Annotated in this window: 15 protein-coding genes and 1 tRNA gene; 7 read left to right on the forward strand and 9 right to left on the reverse strand. The window is 73.6% G+C overall.

Annotated elements, in window-relative coordinates:
• Window positions 1-75 precede the first annotated feature (75 nt).
• The 5 genes from KBX06_RS01055 to argS form a co-directional block, all read right to left on the reverse strand.
• Window positions 76-3381: an efflux RND transporter permease subunit gene (locus KBX06_RS01055; protein ID WP_210832271.1), complete on the reverse strand. Its 3306-nt coding sequence runs from the start codon at window positions 3379-3381 to the stop codon at window positions 76-78.
• Between the two features lie 258 nt (window positions 3382-3639).
• Window positions 3640-4689 (reverse strand): threonine synthase, encoded by a 1050-nt coding sequence (thrC, locus tag KBX06_RS01060; RefSeq protein ID WP_210832272.1) that lies wholly within the window; start codon window positions 4687-4689, stop codon window positions 3640-3642.
• 148 nt (window positions 4690-4837) lie between these two features.
• On the reverse strand, window positions 4838-6151 hold the full coding sequence (locus KBX06_RS01065; RefSeq protein ID WP_210832918.1) for a homoserine dehydrogenase: 1314 nt from the start codon (window positions 6149-6151) through the stop codon (window positions 4838-4840).
• An 8-nt stretch (window positions 6152-6159) separates the two neighbouring features.
• Window positions 6160-7545 (reverse strand): diaminopimelate decarboxylase, encoded by a 1386-nt coding sequence (gene lysA, locus KBX06_RS01070; RefSeq protein ID WP_210832273.1) that lies wholly within the window; start codon window positions 7543-7545, stop codon window positions 6160-6162.
• 7 nt (window positions 7546-7552) lie between these two features.
• Window positions 7553-9217, reverse strand: a complete 1665-nt coding sequence (gene argS, locus KBX06_RS01075; protein WP_210832274.1) for an arginine--tRNA ligase — start codon at window positions 9215-9217, stop codon at window positions 7553-7555.
• A gap of 100 nt (window positions 9218-9317) precedes the next feature.
• Here argS and KBX06_RS01080 point away from each other — a divergent pair, with 100 nt between their 5' ends.
• The 4 genes from KBX06_RS01080 (at window position 9318) to KBX06_RS01095 (ending at window position 11951) form a co-directional block, all read left to right on the forward strand.
• Complete coding sequence (locus KBX06_RS01080) at window positions 9318-10139, forward strand: DUF3105 domain-containing protein (protein ID WP_210832275.1); 822 nt, start codon at window positions 9318-9320, stop codon at window positions 10137-10139.
• An 8-nt stretch (window positions 10140-10147) separates the two neighbouring features.
• Complete coding sequence (locus tag KBX06_RS01085) at window positions 10148-10810, forward strand: DUF305 domain-containing protein (RefSeq protein ID WP_210832276.1); 663 nt, start codon at window positions 10148-10150, stop codon at window positions 10808-10810.
• A gap of 257 nt (window positions 10811-11067) precedes the next feature.
• Entirely contained in the window at window positions 11068-11760 is a 693-nt protein-coding gene (locus KBX06_RS01090) for a winged helix-turn-helix domain-containing protein (protein WP_210832919.1), read from the forward strand.
• A gap of 119 nt (window positions 11761-11879) precedes the next feature.
• Window positions 11880-11951, forward strand: a tRNA-Arg gene (locus KBX06_RS01095).
• A gap of 326 nt (window positions 11952-12277) precedes the next feature.
• Here the strand turns inward: KBX06_RS01095 and ligD are convergent.
• Window positions 12278-13237 (reverse strand): non-homologous end-joining DNA ligase, encoded by a 960-nt coding sequence (gene ligD, locus KBX06_RS01100; RefSeq protein WP_210832277.1) that lies wholly within the window; start codon window positions 13235-13237, stop codon window positions 12278-12280.
• 218 nt (window positions 13238-13455) lie between these two features.
• On the opposite strand from ligD, the gene KBX06_RS01105 reads away from it, so the two are divergent.
• Both KBX06_RS01105 and KBX06_RS01110 read left to right on the forward strand, forming a co-directional pair.
• On the forward strand, window positions 13456-14001 hold the full coding sequence (locus KBX06_RS01105; RefSeq protein WP_210832278.1) for a TetR/AcrR family transcriptional regulator: 546 nt from the start codon (window positions 13456-13458) through the stop codon (window positions 13999-14001).
• 38 nt (window positions 14002-14039) lie between these two features.
• Window positions 14040-16256 (forward strand): MMPL family transporter, encoded by a 2217-nt coding sequence (locus KBX06_RS01110; RefSeq protein WP_210832279.1) that lies wholly within the window; start codon window positions 14040-14042, stop codon window positions 16254-16256.
• A 99-nt stretch (window positions 16257-16355) separates the two neighbouring features.
• Here the strand turns inward: KBX06_RS01110 and KBX06_RS01115 are convergent, their stop codons facing one another.
• Window positions 16356-17612: an erythromycin esterase family protein gene (locus KBX06_RS01115; RefSeq protein WP_210832280.1), complete on the reverse strand. Its 1257-nt coding sequence runs from the start codon at window positions 17610-17612 to the stop codon at window positions 16356-16358.
• A gap of 211 nt (window positions 17613-17823) precedes the next feature.
• On the opposite strand from KBX06_RS01115, the gene KBX06_RS01120 reads away from it, so the two are divergent.
• Window positions 17824-18015: a DUF2795 domain-containing protein gene (locus tag KBX06_RS01120; RefSeq protein WP_210832281.1), complete on the forward strand. Its 192-nt coding sequence runs from the start codon at window positions 17824-17826 to the stop codon at window positions 18013-18015.
• A 92-nt stretch (window positions 18016-18107) separates the two neighbouring features.
• On the opposite strand, the gene KBX06_RS01125 is transcribed toward KBX06_RS01120, so the two are convergent.
• Together KBX06_RS01125 and KBX06_RS01130 are read right to left on the reverse strand one after the other, a co-directional pair.
• A complete protein-coding gene (locus KBX06_RS01125; RefSeq protein WP_210832920.1) occupies window positions 18108-19013 on the reverse strand; it encodes a Gfo/Idh/MocA family protein in 906 nt (301 codons plus the stop codon).
• Between the two features lie 180 nt (window positions 19014-19193).
• The gene (locus KBX06_RS01130) at window positions 19194-20417 is read right to left on the reverse strand and encodes a glycosyltransferase (RefSeq protein WP_210832282.1); all 1224 of its coding nucleotides are present in this window, start codon (window positions 20415-20417) and stop codon (window positions 19194-19196) included.
• Between the last annotated feature and the right edge of the window lie 30 nt (window positions 20418-20447).

A 20447-nucleotide genomic window follows, 5' to 3' on the forward strand; every position in this document is an offset into this window, starting at 1 on the left:
GCGTACGGCGGGTACCTGACCGAACGCGAACGCCCCCGGCGGGCGGGACCCGTCGGGGGCGTGCGCGGACCGTCGCTACTCGGCCGGCGGCAGCGGAGACCTGCGGCTCTTCGGCAGCCGCAGCACCTCGAACTGGTCGGTGCCGTCCACCAGCGCGCCCGACGGCGCCGGCCTGGCCGCCGCAGCGTCGGCGGCCTCCGCCTCGGCGGTGGACGCCGGGCCCGCGGCGGGCACCGGGACCGGCTCGGCGGCGGGCGCCCCGCCGTCGTCGCCGGCCGGGTCCGCATCCGCCTCGGTGCCCGGGGCCGCCCCACCGGACCGGCGGGCCCGCCGGGAGCGGAACGACTCCTTGGTGTTCTCCGCCATCGCGTAGAGCGTCGGCACCAGGATCAGGGTGAGCAGCGTCGAGCTGAGCAGACCGCCGATCACCACGATGGCCAGCGGCTTGGAGATGAAGCCACCCTCCCCCGTGAGGCCGAGCGCCATAGGCAGCAGCGCGAAGATGGTGGCGACCGCGGTCATCAGGATCGGCCGCAGCCGGCGCCGGCCGCCCTCGACCACCGCCTCCTGGACCCCCATGCCCTGGGCCCGGTACTGGTTGACCAGGTCCAGCAGCACGATCGCGTTGGTCACCACGATGCCGACCAGCATGAGCACGCCGATCAGCGCCGGCACGCCCAGCGGGGTGCCGGTGGCGAGCAGCAGGCCGATCGCGCCGGTCGCCGCGAACGGGATGGAGATCAGCAGGATCAGGGCCTGGACCAGGCTGCGGAACGTCGCCACCATGATCAGGAAGACGATCGCGATGGCGGCGAGCACGGCCATCCCCAGGTCGGCGAAGGCCTCCTCCTGGTCCGCGCTGACCCCGCCGATGGCGAAACTCGCCCCCGGCACGTCGATGCCGTCCAGCTTCTTCTGCAACTCCTGCGTGATGGCCCCGAGGTTCGAGCCGGTGGCCGTACCGGTGACCGAGACGCTGCGCTCGCCGTCGATCCGGCTCACCTGCTGCGGGCCCTCGGTCTGGGTGACCTCGGCGATGTCGTCGAGCCTCACCGGCCCGACCGGCATCGCGCGCAGCTCCGCCACGGTGGTCGGCGGCCTGCCCGCGAACCGCAGCACCACGTCGCGCTGCCCCTCGTCGAGCGTGACCTGCCCCAGGGGCGAGCCCCGGAACGCCTGCGCCACCACCTGACCGACGGCGGCCTCGGTGAGCCCGACCCGGCCGGCGGCGACCCGGTCGACGGTGACGTCGACGCGCGGCACCCGCGTGGCGAGGCTCGTGGAGACGTCCTCGACGCCCGCCAGCCCGGCCATCGCCGTACGGACCTCCTCGGCGGCCCGGGTCAGCGCCTCCTGGTCGGCGCCCTGCACGACCACCTCGATCTGGTTGGCCGCCGCCCCGCCCTGACCGGCGCCGAAGCTGACCTCACCGACGCCCGGCCCCAGCGCGTCGAACTCCCGGCGCAGCTTCTCCCGCATCTGCTGGGCGTCGGTGCCGTCGCCGAGCGCCAGCGACCAGTTGGCGACGTTGTTGCCGCCGCCACCACCGAACGGGTTGTCCCCGCCGCCGGCCGTGACCTGGTACGTCTCGACGTCCTCGGTGCGCTCCAGCACCGCCTCGATCTGGCGGGCCGCCGCGTCGGTGCCGGCCAGCCCGGTGCCCGCCGGCAGCTCCTGGGTGATGCTCAGCGTGTCCTGGCCGGAGTCGTCCAGGAAGTTGGTCTCCAGCTGCCGGGACAGGCCGAAGGTGCCGAACAGCACGAGCACGCCGAGCCCGAGCGTGATCCACCGGGTGGCCCGCTTGCGGGTCGCGAACCCGATCACCGGCAGGTACGCCCGCTGCAACGGGCTGCGCAGTTCCTTCTCCTCCGCCGCCCGGCGCAGCGCGGCGTCGTCCGCCGTGCCGGCCGGAGGCTTCAGGAACCAGTACGCGAGCACCGGGATGACGGTCAGCGAGACCAGCAGCGAGGCGAGCAGGGCCACCGTGACGGTGATCGCGAACGGCGCGAAGAGCTGCCCGACGAAGCCGCCCACCAGCGCGATCGGCGCGAAGACGGCCACCGTGGTGAGGGTGGACGCGGTCACCGCCCCCGCCACCTCACGGACGGCGGCGAGGATCGCCTCGCGCTTCGGCTCGCCGTACTCCAGGTGTCTCTTGATGTTCTCCAGCACGACGATCGAGTCGTCGACCACCCGGCCGACCGCGATGGTGAGCGCGCCGAGGGTGAGCAGGTTGAGCGAGTAGTCGCCGATCCAGAGGGCGATCAGCGCGACCACCACCGAGAGCGGGATGGAGACCGCGGTGACCACCGTGGAGCGGATCGACAGCAGGAAGACCAGGATGACCACGACGGCCATGACCAGGCCCAGCAGGCCCTCGGTGGTCAGGGTCTCGATCGACTTCTCGACGAACGGCGCCTGGTCGAAGACGACGGTCAGCTCGGCGCCGGAGGCCCCCCGCAGGTCGGCGAGGCGGTCACGGATCTCGTGGGAGATCTCCACCGCGTTGCCGTCCGGGGAGGCGGTGACCGCGATGCCCAGGCTGTCCTTGCCGTTCGTACGGGTGATCGCGGTGGCCGGCGCGAGCTGCTGCTCGACGGTGGCCACGTCGCCGAGGCGGACCGGGGCAGTCCGGCCCGTCGCCGGGGCGACGACGACGCCACGCAGGTCGTCCAGCGTCGCCAGCCGGGTGCCGACCTGCACGGGAAGCGCGCGGGTGCCGTCGGTCACCGCGCCGGCCGGCACCGTCACGCCGTTGGTCTTCAGCGCCGCGCCGAGGGCGGTCGGCTGGAGCTTCGCGGCCGCCAGCTTGGCCGGGTCGGGGGTGACCACCACGACGTCGTCGCGGGCGCCGGTCAGTTCGACCGTCCGTACCCCCTCGATCGCCTCCAGCTCCGGCACGACCGTGCCGCGCAGCTTCTCCGCGAGGACGCGCTGGTCGTCACCGCCGGAGGCAGCGAGCACCACCGCGGGCAGGTCGTCGGTGCTGCCGGCGATGACCTGCGGGTCGACCCCCTCCGGCAGCTGCGCGTCGATCCGGTTGAGCGCGGTCTGCATCTTGTTGACGACGTCGTCCAGGTCGGTGCCGAACTCGTACTGGACCTGGACGGTCGCGGCTCCCTCGCGGGAGGTCGAGGTGACCTGGTCCAGCCCGGGGATGCCCTGGAGGCTGTTCTCGATCGGCTCGGTGACCTGCGACTCGACCACCTCGGGCCCGGCGCCGGGGTAGACCGCCACGATGAACGCGGCGGGGAACTCCAGCGACGGCAGGAGCTGCTGCTTCAGTGACGGTACGGCGAACGCCCCGAACAGCGTGGTCACCACCGCGATGAGGGCGACCAGCCCTCGGTTGGCGAGGCTGAATCTGGCGAGCAGCGACATCGGCGTGACTCACTCCTGGAAAAGGCGATTGGCGGGGTACGGATTCTCCCCCACCCCGCCCGGGCGGCCCCGCTCGCCCCTGCCCACGTCCGATGCACAGGACCCACGTCCGCGCCCGCGCCGCCACCGCCACCGGCGGTGTGCGCCGCCACCGCCACCGGCGGTGTGCGCCGCCACCGCCACCGGCGGTGTACGCCGTCGCCGTGCCGACCGGTGGCGACTGCCGTGACCGGTGACCGGTGGCGGTCAGCCGAAGGCTCAGGCCAGGTCGAGACAGCGGGCGGCGGCCAGGGGGTCGTTGGCGATGGTGGTGGGCACGGGCGCGGTGGAGATGGCCCACTCCGGATCCTTCAGACCGTGGCCGGTCACCGTGCAGACCACCGTCGAGCCGGCCGGGACCCGACCGGCGGCGGCCTGCTGGAGCAGGCCGGCCACACTGGCCGCGCTGCCCAGTTCGACGAAGACCCCCACCTCACGGGCCAGCAGCCGGTACGCGGCCAGGATCTCGCGGTCGGTGACGGCGGCGATCAGGCCGCCCGAGGAGTCCCGTGCGTCGATCGCCCTGGTCCAGCTCGCCGGGTTGCCGATCCGGATGGCGGTGGCGATCGTGGACGGCTCCCGCACCACCTGCCCGCTGACGATCGGGGCGGCGCCGGCGGCCTGGAAGCCGTACATCTTCGGGGCGCGGGTGACGTTGCCGTCCCGCAGTTCCTCGGAGTAGCCCATCCAGTAGGCGGAGACGTTGCCGGCGTTGCCGACCGGCAGGCAGTGGATGTCGGGCGCCTCGCCCAACGCCTCGACGATCTCGAACGCGGCCGTCTTCTGGCCGTGCAGCCGGTCGATGTTGACCGAGTTGACCAGGGCGACCGGGTAGTCCTGGGCGAGCTTGGCGGCCAGCGACAGGCAGTCGTCGAAGTTGCCGTTGACCTGGAGCAGCTTCGCCCCGTGCACGAGCGCCTGGGCCAGCTTGCCCAGCGCGATCTTGCCCTGCGGCACGAGCACCGCGCAGGTCAGCCCGGCGCGGGCCGCGTATGCCGCCGCGGAGGCGCTGGTGTTGCCGGTGGAGGCGCAGATGATCGCCTTGTTGCCGGCCTCGACGGCCTTGGAGACCGCGAGCGTCATGCCCCGGTCCTTGAACGAGCCGGTCGGGTTGGCGCCCTCCACCTTCAGGTGCACGTCGCAGCCGAGCCGGGCGGAGAGCACCGGCGCGGGCAGCAGCGGGGTGTTCCCCTCGTGCAGGGTCACGACCGGGGTGGCGTCGGTGACCGGCAGCCGGTCCCGGTACGCGTCGATCAGGCCCCGCCACATGTCGTTCTCCCTCGCCTCTACCGCCCCGCCGCCCCGGGTACGCCACCAGCCTGGCCCAGCCTCGCCGGGTCGCCGCCGGCGCACCCGCAGTTAACCACCAGGCGAGACACGGAGCCGCCCGCCCCGCCGGACGCCGCGGACCGGCCGGTCAGAGCCCGCCCTCGACGCGCAGCACGCTCGCCACCGAGCGGACGATGTCCAGCCCGCGCAGCTCGCGCACGGTGGCGGCGAGCGCCGCGTCCGGGGCGACGTGGGTGACGATGACCAGGTCGGCGTCCTCGCCCCGGCCGGCCGCGCCGCCCCCCGCCGGGCCCTGCCGCACCGTGGCGATCGAGACGTCGTGCCGGGCGAACACCCCGGCCACCGCCGCCAGCACACCCGGTCGGTCGGCCACGTCGAGGCTGACGTGGTAGCGGGTCAGCGCCTCCCCCATCGGCCGTACCGGCAGGTCGGCGTACGCGCTCTCGCTGGCCGACCGCACGCCGGCGAGCCGGTTGCGGGAGACCGCCACCACGTCGCCCAGCACCGCGCTGGCGGTCGGCGCGCCGCCCGCGCCCCGGCCGTAGAACATCAGCGGCCCGGCCGCCTCGGCCTCGACGAAGACCGCGTTGAACGCGTCGCCGACGCTGGCCAGCGGGTGGCTCAGCGGGATCATCGCCGGGTGCACCCGCACGCTGACCGTCTCCCGGCCGCCCGCGTCGGCGCCCCGGGCGGCGATGCAGAGCAGCTTGATCGTGCACCCCATCGCCTTGGCGCTGGCCACGTCGGCCGCGGTGACCTCGGTGATGCCCTCCCGGTGCACGTCGGCCGCGCCGACGCGGGTGTGGAACGCCAGCGAGGCGAGGATGGCCGCCTTGGCCGCCGCGTCGAAGCCCTCGACGTCGGCGGTCGGGTCGGCCTCGGCGTAGCCCAGCTCGGTGGCCTCCTCCAGCGCCTCCGCGAAGCCGGCGCCGGTGGCGTCCATGGCGGAGAGGATGAAGTTGGTGGTGCCGTTGACGATGCCGGTGACCCGGTTGATCCGGTCGCCGTGCAGCGACTCGCGCAGCGGGCGCAGCAGTGGGATCGCGCCCGCCACGGACGCCTCGTAGTAGAGGTCGCCGCCGCCCTCGGCCGCCGCGTCGTGCAGGGCGGGGCCGTCCTCGGCGAGCAGCGCCTTGTTGGCCGTGACCACGCTCTTGCCGGCCCGCAACGCCTCCACCAGCCAGCCCCGGGCCGGCTCGATGCCACCGACGACCTCGACAACCACGTCCACGTCGTCGCGCTTGACCAGGCCGAGCGCGTCGGTGGTGAACAGGCCCGGGTCGACGGGCAGGTCACCCCGGTCGCGGCCGAGACGGCGTACGGCGATGCCGGTGATCTCCAGCGGGGCACCGATCCGGGCGGTGAGGTCGGCGGCCTGCTCGTGCAGCAGCCGGACCACCTCGCTACCGACCGTGCCGCAGCCGAGCAGTGCCAGGCGCACAGGTGATGTCATCCCACGTCCAATGCGAGCAGGTCCTCTTCGGTCTCCCGCCGGACGATCAGGCGCGCCTGGCCGTCGCGCACCGCGACCACCGGGGGGCGGGGTACGTGGTTGTAGTTGCTGGCCATGCTCCGGCAGTAGGCGCCGGTGCCCGGCACCGCGACAAGATCTCCGGGCTGCACGTCGGCGGGCAGGAATTCATCCTGCACCACGATGTCCCCGGACTCACAGTGCTTTCCCACCACGCGGGCGAGCATCGGCTCCACGGCCGACGCGCGGGACGCCAGCGTCGCGGAGTAGGACGCGTCGTAGAGGGCGGTACGGATGTTGTCGCTCATCCCGCCGTCGACGCTCACGTACGTGCGGATGCCGTCGACGTCCTTGACCGTGCCGACCTCGTAGAGGGTGAACACGGCCGGCCCCACGATCGCCCGGCCCGGCTCGATCGACAGGTGCGGCACCGCCAGCCGCTCGGCGCCGCACTCGGACTCGACGATCCGGCGCAGCCGCTTCGCCAGCTCCTGCGGGGCGGCCGGGTCGTCCTGGGTGGTGTACGCGATGCCGAAGCCGCCACCGAGGTCCAGCTCGGGCAGCTCCACCCCGCGCGCGTCGCGGATCTGCGCCTGGAGGCCGAGCACCCGGCGGGCGGAGACCTCGAAGCCGCTCGCGTCGAAGATCTGCGAACCGATGTGCGAGTGCAGGCCACGCAGCTCCAGCACGCCCTCGTCGAGCACCCGGAGGGCCGCCTCGGCCGCCGCCCCGCCGGCGAGGGAGAAGCCGAACTTCTGGTCCTCGTGGGCGGTGGCGATGAACTCGTGGGTGTGCGCCTCGACGCCGACGGTGACCCGGATCATCACCCGGGGGCGGACGCCCCGCTCGCGGGCCAGCGCGGTGAGCCGGCCGATCTCGTCGAACGAGTCGAGGATGATCCGGCCCACCCCGGCGTCGAGCGCCCGGGCCAGCTCGGCAACCGACTTGTTGTTGCCGTGGAAGCCGATCCGCTCGGGCGGCATCCCCGCCGACAGCGCGGTGGCCAGCTCGCCCCCGGTGCACACGTCGAGGTGCAGGCCCTCCTCGGCGATCATCCGGACCACCGCCCGGCAGAGGAATGCCTTGCCGGCGTAGTAGACGTCGGCACCGGCGAAGCCGGTGCGGAAGTCGCGGCAGCGTGAGCGCAGGTCGTCCTCGTCGAGGACGTACACCGGGGTGCCGAACTCGGCCGCGATGTCGCGGACGCCGAGCCCGGCCACCGCGAGTGCGCCGTCGCCGCCGCGCGTGACGTTGCGCGGCCAGAGCTGCGGCACCAGGGCGTTGACGTCGGCCGGGGTACGCAGCCACGCCGGCCCCCGGCTGCCGATGTCGCCGTGCAGCGCACCGGCCTCGTGAGCGCGCATGACCGATCTACATCCTCTCCGGGGCCGAGACGCCGAGCAGGCGCAGGCCGTTGGCGATGACGGTGCGGGTGGCGTCGTTCAGCCAGAGCCGGGCGCGGTGCAGGTCGGTGGTCTCCTCGTCGCCGCGCGGCAGGATCCGGCACTCGTCGTAGAACCGGTGGTAGGCCCCGGCCAGCTCCTCCAGGTAGCGGGCCACCCGGTGCGGGCCGCGCAGCTCCGCCGCCGTGGCGACCACGGCGGGGAACTCGGCGAGCGCCTTGAGCAGCTCGTTCTCCTTCTCGTGCCCGAGCAGCTCCGGCCGGAACGCCTCGGCGTCGCCCCGGGTCAGCCCCACCTCGGCGGCGTTGCGACCCACGCTGGCCGTCCGGGCCGCGACGTACTGCACGTAGTAGACCGGGTTGTCGCGGGTGGCCCGGGTCCACAGCTCCACGTCGATGTCGATCGGGGAGTCGCTGGAGTAGCGCGCCAGCGCGTAGCGGGCGGCGTCCACGCCGATCGCGTCGACCAGGTCCTCCAGGGTCACCACCGTGCCGGCGCGCTTGCTCATCCGGACCGGGGCGCCGTCGCGGACCAGGTTGACCAGCTGGCCGATCAGGATCTCCAGGTTACGCTCCGGGTCGTCGCCGAAGCACGCCGACATCGCCTTCATCCGGCCGATGTAGCCGTGGTGGTCGGCGCCCAGCATGATCACGACCCGCTCGAAGCCGCGCTCCCGCTTGTCGAGGTAGTAGGCGCAGTCGGCGGCGAAGTAGGTCCACTCGCCGTTGGACTTGCGCAGCACCCGGTCCTTGTCGTCACCGAAGTCGGTGGTGCGCAGCCAGGTCGCGCCGTCGGACTCGAACACCCGGCCCTGCTCGCGCAGGCGCTGGAGGGCCAGTTCCAGTTCGCCCCGGTCGTGCAGGTCCTTCTCGTTGAAGTAGGTGTCGAACTCGACCCCGAAGCCGCGCAGCGAGGACCTGATCTCGGCGAACATGAGCTGTACGCCCTCCACCCGGAAGACCTCCTGGGCGGCGGCGTCGTCGAGTTCCAGCACGTCGGGCCGGGTGCCCCGCACGGCGTCGGCGATCTCGTTGATGTACGCCCCGGCGTAGCCGTCCTCGGGGGCCGGCTCGCCCTTGGCGGCGGCGAGCAACGAACGGGCGAACCGGTCGATCTGGGAGCCCGCGTCGTTGAAGTAGTATTCCGTGCCCACCTCGGCGCCGGTGGCGCGCAGCAGCCGGCTCAGCGCGTCGCCGACGGCCGCCCAGCGGACGCCGCCGATGTGCACCGGGCCGGTCGGGTTCGCCGAGACGAACTCCAGGTTCATCTTCTGGCCGGCGAGCCGGTCACTGCGGCCGTACGCCTCGCCCGCCTCGACGATCATCCGGGCGAGCAGGCCGGCGGCGGCCGCGTCGAGCCGGATGTTGAGGAAGCCCGGACCGGCGATCTCCACCGACTTGACCCCCGGGGCCCGGCCGAGCTGGTCGGCCAGGGCCGTGGCCAGCTCACGCGGCGCGACGCCCACCTTCTTGCTGAGCTGGAGTGCCAGCGTGGAGGCGTAGTCGCCGTGCTCGGGGTTTCGGGGTCGCTCGACCACCGTCCGCTCCGGCAGGGCGGAGCGGTCCAGGCCACGCTCGGTGAAGACGGCGTGGGCTGCGGAGAGGACGACCTCGGCGAGTTCTGCGGGAGTCACCGATCCATGTTATCGGGGGTAGACTCGGCACCCGCGGCGGCGACCCAGTGTGTGAGACCGGCCCGCCGGATCCCCTGACCGACCGACCTGACGAGGCACCATGAGCATCAGCACCCCGGGCGGCCCCGAGCGCCGCCCGAACGTGGTCAGCACCGGCAAGAAGCCGGCGGCGGGCCGGCCGGCCGCCGGCGCCAGGACCGGGTCCACCGGCACCAGGACCGGGTCCGGCAAGCCGACGGGCACCCGTCCCGGCGCAGGGGGCAAGGGCCGCAAGCCCATCGCCCCGGTCAAGGTGAGCCAGGGCCGCTCCTGGGGGCCGATCGCGCTCTTCACCGCCGTGGGTGTGCTGGCGGTGGCGATCATCGGTTACGGCGCCTGGGCGACGTTCCAGGGCTCCAAGCCCTGGGAGGACCGGGCGGACGCCATCGAGGGCATCGTCAACTACCGCGAGAAGGACAAGGACCTGGTGGCCGGCGGCAACCACAAGGCGGGGCCCATCACCTACACGGTGCTGCCGCCGGTGGCCGGCCCGCACAACGGGGCCTGGCAGAACTGCATGGGTGACGTCTACCCCGCCCAGATCGCCAACGAGCACGCGGTGCACAGCCTGGAGCACGGCACGGTCTGGATCACCTACCGTCCCGACCTGCCCGCCGACCAGGTGACGAAGCTCGCCGACAAGGTGCGGGGCAAGGAGAAGCTGATGCTCAGCCCGTTCGAGGGGCTGGACAAGCCGATCTCGCTCCAGGCGTGGGGCTACCAGCTCAAGGTCGACAACGCCGACGACGGCCGGATCGACGAGTTCATCAAGACGCTGAAGGTCAACGCCTCGGTGGAGGGCCCGACCGCGCTGTGCAGCCAGGGCATCACCGCCACCGGCACCACGCCGCGTGACGACGCCCCGCAGATGCCGCAGGGCTGAGGAGAGCGATGAGCATCCCGACCATGACCGAGACCGGTGAGCCGACCAGCCCGGCTCCGGAGCAGCGGCGGTCGCCGGCCCGCTGGGGCACGGCCGCGCTGGCCCTGGCCGTCGTGGTCGGGCTGCTCCTCGGGTACGCGGGCGGCCTGCTGTCGCCCCGGCTGACCCGGCCGGGCGACGCCTCGGCGGAGGCGGGCTTCGCGCGCGACATGATGACCCACCACGCGCAGGCGGTGGAGATGGGTCTGGTCGCCTTCGACGAGGGCAGCGACCCGGAGGTCCGCAGCATCGGCGGCGACATCGCCACCGCCCAGCAGGGCGAGATCGGCACCATGCACACGTGGCTGCGTTCCTGGGGGCTCGACCCGGCGGGCAGCGAGCCGTCGATGTCGTGGATGTCCGACGGCGCCGGCCTGGTCAAGAACGGTCTGATGCCGGGCATGGCCACGCCCGAGGAGATGGCGAAGCTGCACGCGGCGGAGGGCCGGGAGCTGGACGTCCTCTTCCTGCAACTGATGATCAAGCATCACCTGGGCGGCATCCACATGATCGACGGCATCCTCGAGGTCAGCGACGAGCCCGACGTGGTCAGGACCGCGCAGACCATGAAGAACACCCAGCGCAACGATCTGACCAACCTCCAGAACGCGCTCCAGCGGCTGGGCGGCTGACCCCGCCGCCGCGCCACCGCCCGTCGAGAGGCCCGCGTCGCCCCGGTTCGCCCGGTGCCGCGGGCCTCTCGGCATCTCGTCCGGATCCGGCAGCGGGCCGCCGCGCCGCCCGGTGGGCGGCGAGGGGCCCCCCGACAGCCCGGTGTCCGGTTCGCGGCCGATGGAAGCAATATGCCCGATAGAGCCGATTACAACGCTAAGAGAGTTTTCTCCGCACATATCGTGACCAGTTGCGATTCGGGCTCGTTGCGCAGGACGTGGGGGTTGCACTGAGAGACGCACGGCGTTCGGTCACCAGCTGGTGCCGTCGCCACACCATCGGCGGTGACGGGGCGGTGGCAGCCGTCCGTCGCGGACAGCGGCAGGGCGAGCCGGGAACGCTCAGCCGCGAACAGGAGCTCGAACTCATCGACGTCCTGCGGGGCGTCTACCCCGACGAGCTGGGCCTGGACGAGGAGCTGTGGACACGGCAGAACCTGCACGCCCTCATCCAGCGCCGCTTCGAGGCGCCCATGGACGCCGGGGCTGTCGGGGCGTACCTGCGGGCCTGGGGGCTGGGCCCGCGCGAGCCCCGGGAGCGGGCCTGCGGCCTCTGCGTCGGCGCGGTCGAACGCTGGGTGCGCAGCGCGTACCCCGCCATCACCCGGGCCGCCCAGGAGCACCTTGCCGAGGTCTACTGGATCGGCCGCGTACGCCTGCGCGGGACGATGCCGGCGGCGGACGTCATCTCCGCCGTCTCGTCCCGCGGCCGGGTACGCTTCATGATCACCACGCCGTCGGTCGACCCGCCGCTCCCCCGCGACTTCGTGCTGCGGCTCAGCGGCGAGGAGCAGCGGACCGTGCACCTGATCGTCGACGGCTCCTGGCCCCGCAACGAGTGGCCCCGGCGACTGCCCCGCCGCATCGCGCTGCACCCGCTGCCCAGCTGCGGCCGCGCCGTCGCCGCCTGAGACCGGCGGGACCGGCCGGCGGCGTCGGCGGTGGAACGGGCAGGAGCGACACGAGGGCCGGCACCGGATACCGATTCGGCGTTCAGGGGAGGCGTTTGCTAGTCTTCTCCAGTCGCTGAGCCCCCGTAGCTCAGGGGATAGAGCACCGCCCTCCGGAGGCGGGGGCGCAGGTTCGAATCCTGCCGGGGGCACAAGAGATGACATACCGAAGGGCGGGCGCCGACGCGTCCGCCCTTCGTTTCGTCTCCGTCAGGTGTGCGGAGCGGTCGCGCGGGCCCAACGCAGCAGCGCGACGAACGCCAACGCGGCCGTCACCGCCCCGCCCACCAGCCGCACCCGGTGCCCGGCGACGAGAATTCGGCCGCGACCTGACGCAGGTACTCCGGGGAGTGCGTAGCCCGGGCGCGGCGGGCAACGGACGACGAGCCGGCGCGACACGCAGCACGGACGACCGGCAGCACGGGCGACGGGCGGGTGGTCGGCGGGCGACGGCCCGGGGGTGGGCGGTGCGCGTACGTCAGCCGGCGGCGCGACGGGCGCGGGCCCGGCGCTTGCCCTCGTGCATGGCCTGCACCCGGGCGACCGGGATGGTGTGCCCCTCCGCGACCAGGTCCGCCGGGAGTGGCTGCGGGGCGGGCAGCCGCTCGGCCCAGGGGTCGCGCTCGGCGACGAGCGCCGGGACGGTACGGATCGTGAAGTCCGCCGGGGTCACGTCGCCCAGGTCGGCCCAGTCGACCGGGAAGGAGACCGGCACGCCGGGCCGCAACCGGGGACTGTAGGCGGCCACCACGGTCGCCCCGCCGGCCCGGGTCGAGTCGACGAACACCCTGCCGCCCCGGTCCTCGCGGATGAAGGCGGTGGTGGCCAGCGCCGGGTCCAGCCGTGCGGCGCGGGCAGCCACCGCCCGGGTGGCGGCGGCCATGTCCTCCACCGTGGCGCCGTGCTCCACCGGCACGAAGACGTGCACGCCCTTGGCGCCGCTGGTCTTGACCGCGCCGGCGAGCCCCGCGTCGGCGAGCGCCTGCCGGACCAGCCGTGCGGCGGCGACCGCCAGCGCGAAGGAGTCTCCCTCGGGCGGGTCGAGGTCCAGTACGAGGTGGGTGGGGCGGTGCAGGTCGTCGATCGTGGCCAGGGTGGGGTGGTACTCCACCGCGCGCTGGTTGGCGAACCAGAGCAGGGTGCGCCGGTCGTCACAGAGCGCGTACGAGATCTCGCGGTGCGACGCCTCGGCCCAGACCGGCGTACGGGTCACCCAGTCCGGCGTGTACTTCGGCAGGTTCTTCTGCATGAACGGCGGCTGCCCCGGCCGGACCCGGATCACCGACAGCGGCCGGCCGCGCAGCCGCGGCAGGATCCGCTCGTGCACCGCGTCGAGGTAGTCGACCAGGTCCCGCTTGGTCGCGTCGGCACCGTCGGACAGCGGCTGGTCGAGGTTGGTCAGCGACACCCCGTCGCGGGTCCCGTCAGCGCCACTCATCCGACCACCTTCGCGGCCCGAGGACCGCTGGTCAACCGGACGCGGCGGGGCGAACGCGACGAACGTGTCGCGAGCGATCCGGACGACGTCGAGCAGCCGCCGGCGTCCGACGGGGTTGAACCTCCGGCACCTGTGGCGAACGCCACGGCCCCGATCTGACCGATCGGTCAGGGCCTGACCGATCGGTCAGGCATGCTGGTCGGGGAGGTGGACCAGCAGTGGCACGAATGGCTCCGGAGACGCACGACGAGATCCTCGTGGCGGCGGCTCGACGCTTCGCGGCGACCGGCTACCGGGGCACCTCGTTGCAGGACATCGCCCGCGAGGTGGGCTGTTCCAAGGCGGCGGTGCTCTACCACTTCGCCAACAAGGAGGCCATCCTCACCGAGCTGATGGCCCCGGCGATCGGCGTCCTCCAGGCGCTCGACGAGCGGATCCGCGCGCATCGTGGCACCGCCGCCCAGCGGGTCGCCGCCGAGGGCTTCGTCGACCTCGCGGTCCGTTTCCGGCGGGAGATCGCCCTGCTCCGGGGCGAGTTCCCGGAGCTGCTCCAGCAGCCCGCCTTCGCGCACATCCAGCGGATCTCCGAGCGGCTGGTCGACGCGCTCGCCGGGCACCCGGCACGCCCGTCCGCCCGGATCACGGCGCTGGTGCTGCTCGCCGGCATCTCCGAGACCTGCGGGGAGTTCCCCGACGTCGCCGACGAGGAGCTGCGCGCCGCCCTGCTGGCACTCGCCCGGCGGGCACTGGAGCCCGTCGACTGACCCGTTTCCGACCATTCACGACCGAGGACAAGGAACTCATGGCCACCCTGCTCTACCGGCTCGGCCGGGGCTCGATGCGCCGGCGGCGACTCGTCGCGGCGATCTGGCTCGTCGTACTCGTCGGCCTCGGCCTCGCCGCCGCGACCCTGCGCGGCCCGATAGCCGACAACTTCACCATGCCCGGCACGGAGTCGCAGCGCGCCCTGGACCTGCTCTCCGAGCAGTTCCCGGCGGCCAGCGGCGCGACCGGCACGATCGCGGTCAAGGCACCGGCCGACGGCGCGCTCGCCGCCCCGCAGGGGCAGGCCGTGGTGAAGGAACTCACCCAGGAGGCCGCGACGCTGCCCGGCGTCGTCGGCGCCGTCGACCCGTTCCAGGTCGGGGCGGTCTCCCCCGACGGCCGGTACGCGCTGGTCCAGGTCCAGTTCGCCACCGGCGCCGACGAGGTGACCGACGCCCAGCGTGACGCGTACGAGAAGGTCGGCGAGCGGGCCGAGGCCCAGGGCTGGGAGGTCGCGCCCGGCGGCGAGGTGCTCAGCAGCGTGCCGGAGGTCGGCTCGACCGAGGCGATCGGTGTGGCGGTCGCCGCCATCGTCCTGGTGGTTACGTTCGGCTCGCTGGTGGCGGCCGGGATGACGATGCTCAACGCGCTGATCGGCGTGGGCGTCGGCATGGCGGGCCTCTTCACCATCAGCAGCGTGGTCGACCTGAGCAGCACCGCGCCGATTCTCGCCCTGATGCTCGGCCTCGCGGTCGGCATCGACTACTCGCTCTTCATCACCTCCCGCTACCGACAGAACCTGGCGGAGGGGCTGCCGCCGGACGAGGCGGTGGGCCGCGCCGTGGGCACCGCCGGTTCGGCCGTGGTCTTCGCCGGCGCCACCGTGGTCATCGCGCTGGCCGGGCTGGCCGTCGTGAACATCCCTTTCCTGACGGTGATGGGTCTGGCCGCCGCCGGCACGGTCACCGTCGCGGTGCTGGTCGCGATCACGCTCCAGCCGGCCCTGCTCGGCTTCGCCGGGCGCCGGGTGCTGCCCCGCAAGCTGCGCTCCTCGGCGCCGGTCGAGGACGGGACGGCCGGGGAACCGGCGGCAGGCGCCGCCGCGGCCACCCCGCCCGCCGAGGACCGGTCGGGCTTCGGGTTCCGCTGGGCGCATCTCGTCACCCGGTTCCGGGTGCCGGTCATCCTGGCCGGCCTGGTCGGGCTGGGGCTGCTCGCGCTGCCCGCGCCCGACATGCGGCTGGCCCTGCCCGACGCGGGCACCGCGCCGGTCGGCTCGCCGGCGCGGGCGTCGAACGACCTGATCACCGAGGGCTTCGGGCCGGGCTTCACCGGCCGGCTCGCGGTGGTGGTCGCCGGGGACACCCCGCAGGCGACCTCGGCCGCCATCCCGCAGGTCACCGCGCTGGTCCAGCGCACCGAGAACGTCCTCGCGGTGGCCCCGCCGCAGCTCAGCCCGGACGGCCGCACCGCGCTGCTCGGGGTGGTGCCGAAGACCGGCCCGACCGACGAGGCCACCGAGACCCTGGTCAACGACGTCCGCGCGGCGGTGGGCGAGTTCCGTGACGTCGAGGTGCTGCTGACCGGGGCGACCGCGATCGGCATCGACGTCTCCGAGAAACTCTCCGACGCCCTGCCGGTGTACCTGCTGCTGGTGGTGGGGCTCTCGGTGCTGCTGCTGATGCTGGTGTTCCGCTCGCTGCTGGTTCCGGTCAAGGCCGCGCTGGGCTTCCTGCTGACCGTCGCCGCCACCTTCGGCATCACCGTGGCGGTGTTCCAGCAGGGCCACCTCGCCGACCTGGTCGGCCTGGACACGCCCGGCCCGCTGGTCAGCTTCCTGCCGATCCTGCTGATCGGCATCCTGTTCGGCCTGGCCATGGACTACGAGGTCTTCCTGGTCTCCCGGATGCGGGAGGACTTCGTCCACGGCGACACCGCACAGCAGGCGACCATCAACGGGATGGGGCACGGCGCCCGGGTGGTGACCGCCGCAGCGCTCATCATGATCTCGGTCTTCGGTGGCTTCGTGTTCCTCGACGACCCGGTCATCAAGTCGATGGGCTTCGCGCTCGCCATCGGCGTCGCCATCGACGCTTTCGTGGTGCGGATGACCATCGTGCCGGCCGTGATGTCGCTGCTCGGCAAGCGGGCCTGGTGGCTCCCCCGCTGGCTGGACAGGGCCGTGCCCAACGTCGACATCGAGGGCGAGGGCCTGCGCGCCCACCTGGACGACAGGTCCGCGGCCCGCACCTGACCCACTCGTCGAGCACGCAGTTGTGGTGCCCCGCGCAACCGACGAATCCGGTCGCAACGGGCACCACGACTGCGTGCTCACCGCAGTGGGGAGGCGGGGTCAGACGCCAGCCGGGTAGGTCTCCATCTCGCCGGGGGTGGTCAGGGCCGGCAGGGGGTGCAGGGCCGTGGTCTCGTCGCACCAGACGAGGGCGTCGTAGCGCTGCGCCAGACGGGTCGGCACGTAGTTGCCCCACGACTCGAAGGACGGGTCGTAGACCACCCCGATCGCCCGGTGGTCGGCGGTCCCGGTGACCCACTCGGGCTGGTCGTCGCCGCCGAAGACCAGCACGGCCCGCTCGGGCATCAGCTCGTGCAGCCGGTGCTCGACCGAGCCGGGGCGGGCCGGCGGCACGACCATCGGCTCGGCCGGCGAGCCCCAGCGGGGCGCGGCGACGGTGGTGCCCCGGTAGCCGGCGAAGCCGACCAGGACCACCTCGTCGGCGCCGTGGCGTTCGCGGGCCAACTGGCCGACGTTGACCATCCCGTCGGCGGCCATGTCGGTGGCCCGGGCGTCGCCGACATGCGTGTTGTGCGCCCAGACGACGCCCCGCGCGCCCGGTCCGTAGCGCTCCAGCAGCCGGTCCAGAGTGTCCGCCATGTGCGTGTCCCGGATGTTCCACGACTCCGGCCCGCCGCGCACCATCGCCCGGTAGTAGCGCTCCGCGCCGGCCACCACCTCCGCGTTCTGCCAGGCCGAGAAGCTGTCCGGGCCGTCCGCGGCGGCCTGTTCGCGGGTACGCGCCAGCAGCCGCACGACCTCATCCTCGCAGCGGGCCGACACGAACCGGCTCGCCATGCCGTACTCCTCGACCCGCTTGCCGTACGGCTCGAAGCAGCGGTACGCGTCCTGCGCCGCCTCCAGCGAGCCCGGGTCCTCCTCGCCGAGGTAGTCGAAGATCGCCTGCATGGACTCCCAGAGGCTGTAGACGTCCAGGCCGTGGAAGCCCGCGCGGGCCCCCTCGGGCCGCTGCACGTTCCACGCCCGCAGCCAGGCGCAGAACCGGGCCACCTCGGCGTTCGCCCACATCCAGGTCGGCCAGCGCTCGAAGCGCTCCAGCGCGACCCGCGGGTCGGCGGCCCCGCCCGGGGCGGCGGTCACCGAACGGTGCACCCGGTCGCAGTCGGGCCAGTCCCCCTCCACGGCCACGAAGGAGAACCCGCGCTCGGCGATCAGCCGGCGGGTGAGCTGTTCGCGCAGCCGGTAGTAGTCGTAGTTGCCGTGCGTCGCCTCGCCGATCATCACGATCCGGGCGTCCTTCACGCGCTCCAGCAACGGGTCGAAGTCGCTCGGCGCGCCGAGCCGCTGAACCAGCATGCGGGCGGCTACCCGGCGCGCCGCCGGGCAAACCGCCGACCGTCGATCGGCGGGCGGTCCCGCCGCGACGCGGGCCGCCGCGGAGCCGGACCGGCCGGTGTGCCGGTGGGCCGGTGGGCTGGTGGGCTGGTGTGCCGGCGGGCCGGTGGGCCGGTGGGCCGGTGGGCCGGTGGGCTGGTGTGCCGGCGGGCTGAGCGGGTAGCCCGCCGGCATGACCGTCACCGGCATTCAGTTGCAGGAGTACCTGGCCGGGCTCGACTATCCGGTCTCCCGTGACGACCTCGTCCGCTGGGGCCAGGAGAACGGGGTCAGCACCGAGACCCTCCAGACGCTCCGGTCCCTGCCGGCGGAGGAGTTCGGCTCCCCCGCCGAGCTGAGCGAGGCACTGAACACGCTGGCCTGACTCCTCAGCGGGCGTGCGGCAGCCGGAACAGCACCAGCCACTGCTCGGGCCAGACGTGCCCGACCGGGGTGGCGCCGACGGTCGGTCGCGTCTCAGCCCGGCAGGTCGACGGTACGGCCCTCGGCCCGGGCGGTCTCGGCGGCGGCCAGCACGGCGACGACCTCCCGGCCGAAGCGCACGTCGCAGCGGTGGTCCCGGGTGCCCGACCCGATCTCCTCGAGCAGCTGGTCGATCGCCACCCCGAGGGCGGTCGACGGGTCGCCCCCGCCGGCCGGAACGCTCTCCACGCCGTTCTCGCCGTAGAGGACGAACTCCCGGCTCACCGCCTCCCGCGGGGCGTCCAGGGTCAGCGACACGGTGCTGGTCGCGCCCCCGTCGTGGGTGAGGAGCAGATGGACGAGCCCGCGTGGCCCGTCCATCGCGGCGACGCGGGTCACCCGGCCCAGCACCGGCAGGACGAGCGACAGCGTGTGTGGGCCGATGTCCCACAGCGCGCCGTGCTCCCGCCGCCAGGACGAGGCACCGTACGGGCTGCCGGGCTGGAAGATGGACGCGAACCGGACGGCCCTGGCGGTGTGCCACCCGCCGACGGCGGCCGTCGAGGCGAGGAAAGCGGCGACGTCGGGCTGGTAGCGGCTGGTGAAGAAGACGACCGAGGCGACGCCCGCCGCCTGCGCGGCGTCGACCACCCGGTCGGCGTCGGCGACGCTCAACGCGAGCGGCTTGTCCAGCAGCAGGTGCCGGCCGGCGGAGGCCGCCCGGACCGCGATGTCGGCCTGGACGTCCGGCGGGAGGGCCACGGCGACCGCGTCACAGGCGTCGACGAGCGCATCGGCGTCGTCGAACGCCGGCACCCCGTAGCGCTCGGCCAGGGCGGCGGCCTTGCGCGGGTCCCGCCCCCACACGCCGGCGAACGCGACCCCCGGGTGCGTGTCCAGCGCCGCGCCGTGGGTCTCGGCCGCCCAGTGGCCGGTGCCGAACAACCCGAACCGCACCACGAGAACCTCCACCGTCGTCGTCACCCCACGGTACCCGCGACGATGAGCCACGCTTGGGGGCCGGTGTCGGAGGTCGTGGTCGCGCCCGGCTTCCTGTCGGGTGCCGGTTGTCCGGGTCGTGGCGGGCGTGGAGCCGCCGGTGGTCGGCTGGACGGTCGTCGGCGGGGAGGGCCGTTCCGCTCAGGCCCCCAGGGTGGCGGTCAACCGCTTCGCGGCGACCTGCGCCGCGTCGGTACGCACGACGCCGGCGAACGCGCGGGCGCGGGCGACCACCTCGGGCCGCAGCGCCGCGCCGAGTGCCGCGGTCAGCGACTCGGCGGTCGGCACCGCGCCGGGATGCGCGGTACCGATACCGAGCGCGGACACCCGCCGCGCGAAGTAGTGCTGGTCGTAGACCTGCGGCACGACGACCTGCGGCGTACCGGCCTGCGCGGCCGTGGTCGTGGTGCCCGCGCCGCCGTGGTGGACCACCGCGGCCACCTTCTTGAACAGCGCCTGCTGGTTCACCTCGCCGACGACCAGGCAGTCGGGCGCCCGGTCGGTCAACGAGAGCGGTGCCCAGCCCCGGGAGACGACCAGCCGGCAGCCGACCGCGCGCACCGCCTGGACAGCCGTCTCCAGCAGGCCCGGGGGTGCGGCGACACTGCCGAATCCGACGTAGACGCACGGCTCGCCGGCGTCCAGGAAGGTCGTCAACTCGGTGGGCAGGGGCCGTTCGTCCGGCAGCAGCCAGGCGCCCGTCTGCCAGACGGTCGTGCCCGCGGCATCCGGCCAGGGCGCCAGCATCGGGTCCGTGGCCAGCCACGGCTCGTCGGTGTGGATGTGGTCGCTCACGTCGTCGACCGGACCCAGTCCCACCGTCGACCGGAGCGCGTTGAGCGGCACGCCGAAGGTGTCGTTGACGTGCCGCAGGTTGGCCGCCCACAGTTCGCGGTTGTCGGCCGACGCGGGCGCCGGCACCTCGCCGAGGACCGGCAGCGGCAACGGCGGATGGTGCGGCGAGGGAAGGGCCGCCGGGCAGAGCGCCGCGTAGACGTACGGTATGCCCTGCTTCTCCGCCACGGTGCGGGCGGCGATCTGAAGGCCGGTCGTCGCGACGAGGACGTCACAGTCCCGGGCGGCCGCCGACAACACCTCGAACTGGATTCCGACGGAGGATTCGGCCAGCTTGCGGACCTGCGCCGGCGAGGGTTGCGGCATGGCGGCCCGCGGACCGGGCGCCGCCGACCTGCGCCAGGGCGGGCCGACGGGCACGAAGGGGATCCTGAACGTGGCCACCCAGCGGGCGAAGTCCGGTGGGGCACAGAGGCGGACCTGCACGCCGAGCGCCTTCAACCGCGATGCCAGCGCCACCAGTGGCTGGACATCGCCGCGCGACCCGAGAGTCGACAGCAGTACGCGCATCACATTCGCCTTTCCGTCTTCAGCGGCGGA

Source organism: Micromonospora sp. C31, from assembly GCF_018070575.1.
Taxonomy (GTDB): Bacteria; Actinomycetota; Actinomycetes; order Mycobacteriales; family Micromonosporaceae; genus Micromonospora.

Bases quoted from the DNA above. Each gene is read 5' to 3' on its own strand.
- KBX06_RS01055 (WP_210832271.1), bottom strand. From the start codon at position 3,381: ATGTCGCTGCTCGCCAGATTCAGCCTCGCCAACCGAGGGCTGGTCGCC.
- thrC (WP_210832272.1), bottom strand. From the start codon at position 4,689: ATGTGGCGGGGCCTGATCGACGCGTACCGGGACCGGCTGCCGGTCACC.
- lysA (WP_210832273.1), bottom strand. From the start codon at position 7,545: ATGCGCGCTCACGAGGCCGGTGCGCTGCACGGCGACATCGGCAGCCGG.
- KBX06_RS01080 (WP_210832275.1), top strand. From the start codon at position 9,318: ATGAGCATCAGCACCCCGGGCGGCCCCGAGCGCCGCCCGAACGTGGTC.
- KBX06_RS01085 (WP_210832276.1), top strand. From the start codon at position 10,148: ATGAGCATCCCGACCATGACCGAGACCGGTGAGCCGACCAGCCCGGCT.
- ligD (WP_210832277.1), bottom strand. From the start codon at position 13,237: ATGAGTGGCGCTGACGGGACCCGCGACGGGGTGTCGCTGACCAACCTC.
- KBX06_RS01110 (WP_210832279.1), top strand. From the start codon at position 14,040: ATGGCCACCCTGCTCTACCGGCTCGGCCGGGGCTCGATGCGCCGGCGG.
- KBX06_RS01115 (WP_210832280.1), bottom strand. From the start codon at position 17,612: ATGCTGGTTCAGCGGCTCGGCGCGCCGAGCGACTTCGACCCGTTGCTG.
- KBX06_RS01120 (WP_210832281.1), top strand. From the start codon at position 17,824: ATGACCGTCACCGGCATTCAGTTGCAGGAGTACCTGGCCGGGCTCGAC.
- KBX06_RS01130 (WP_210832282.1), bottom strand. From the start codon at position 20,417: ATGCGCGTACTGCTGTCGACTCTCGGGTCGCGCGGCGATGTCCAGCCA.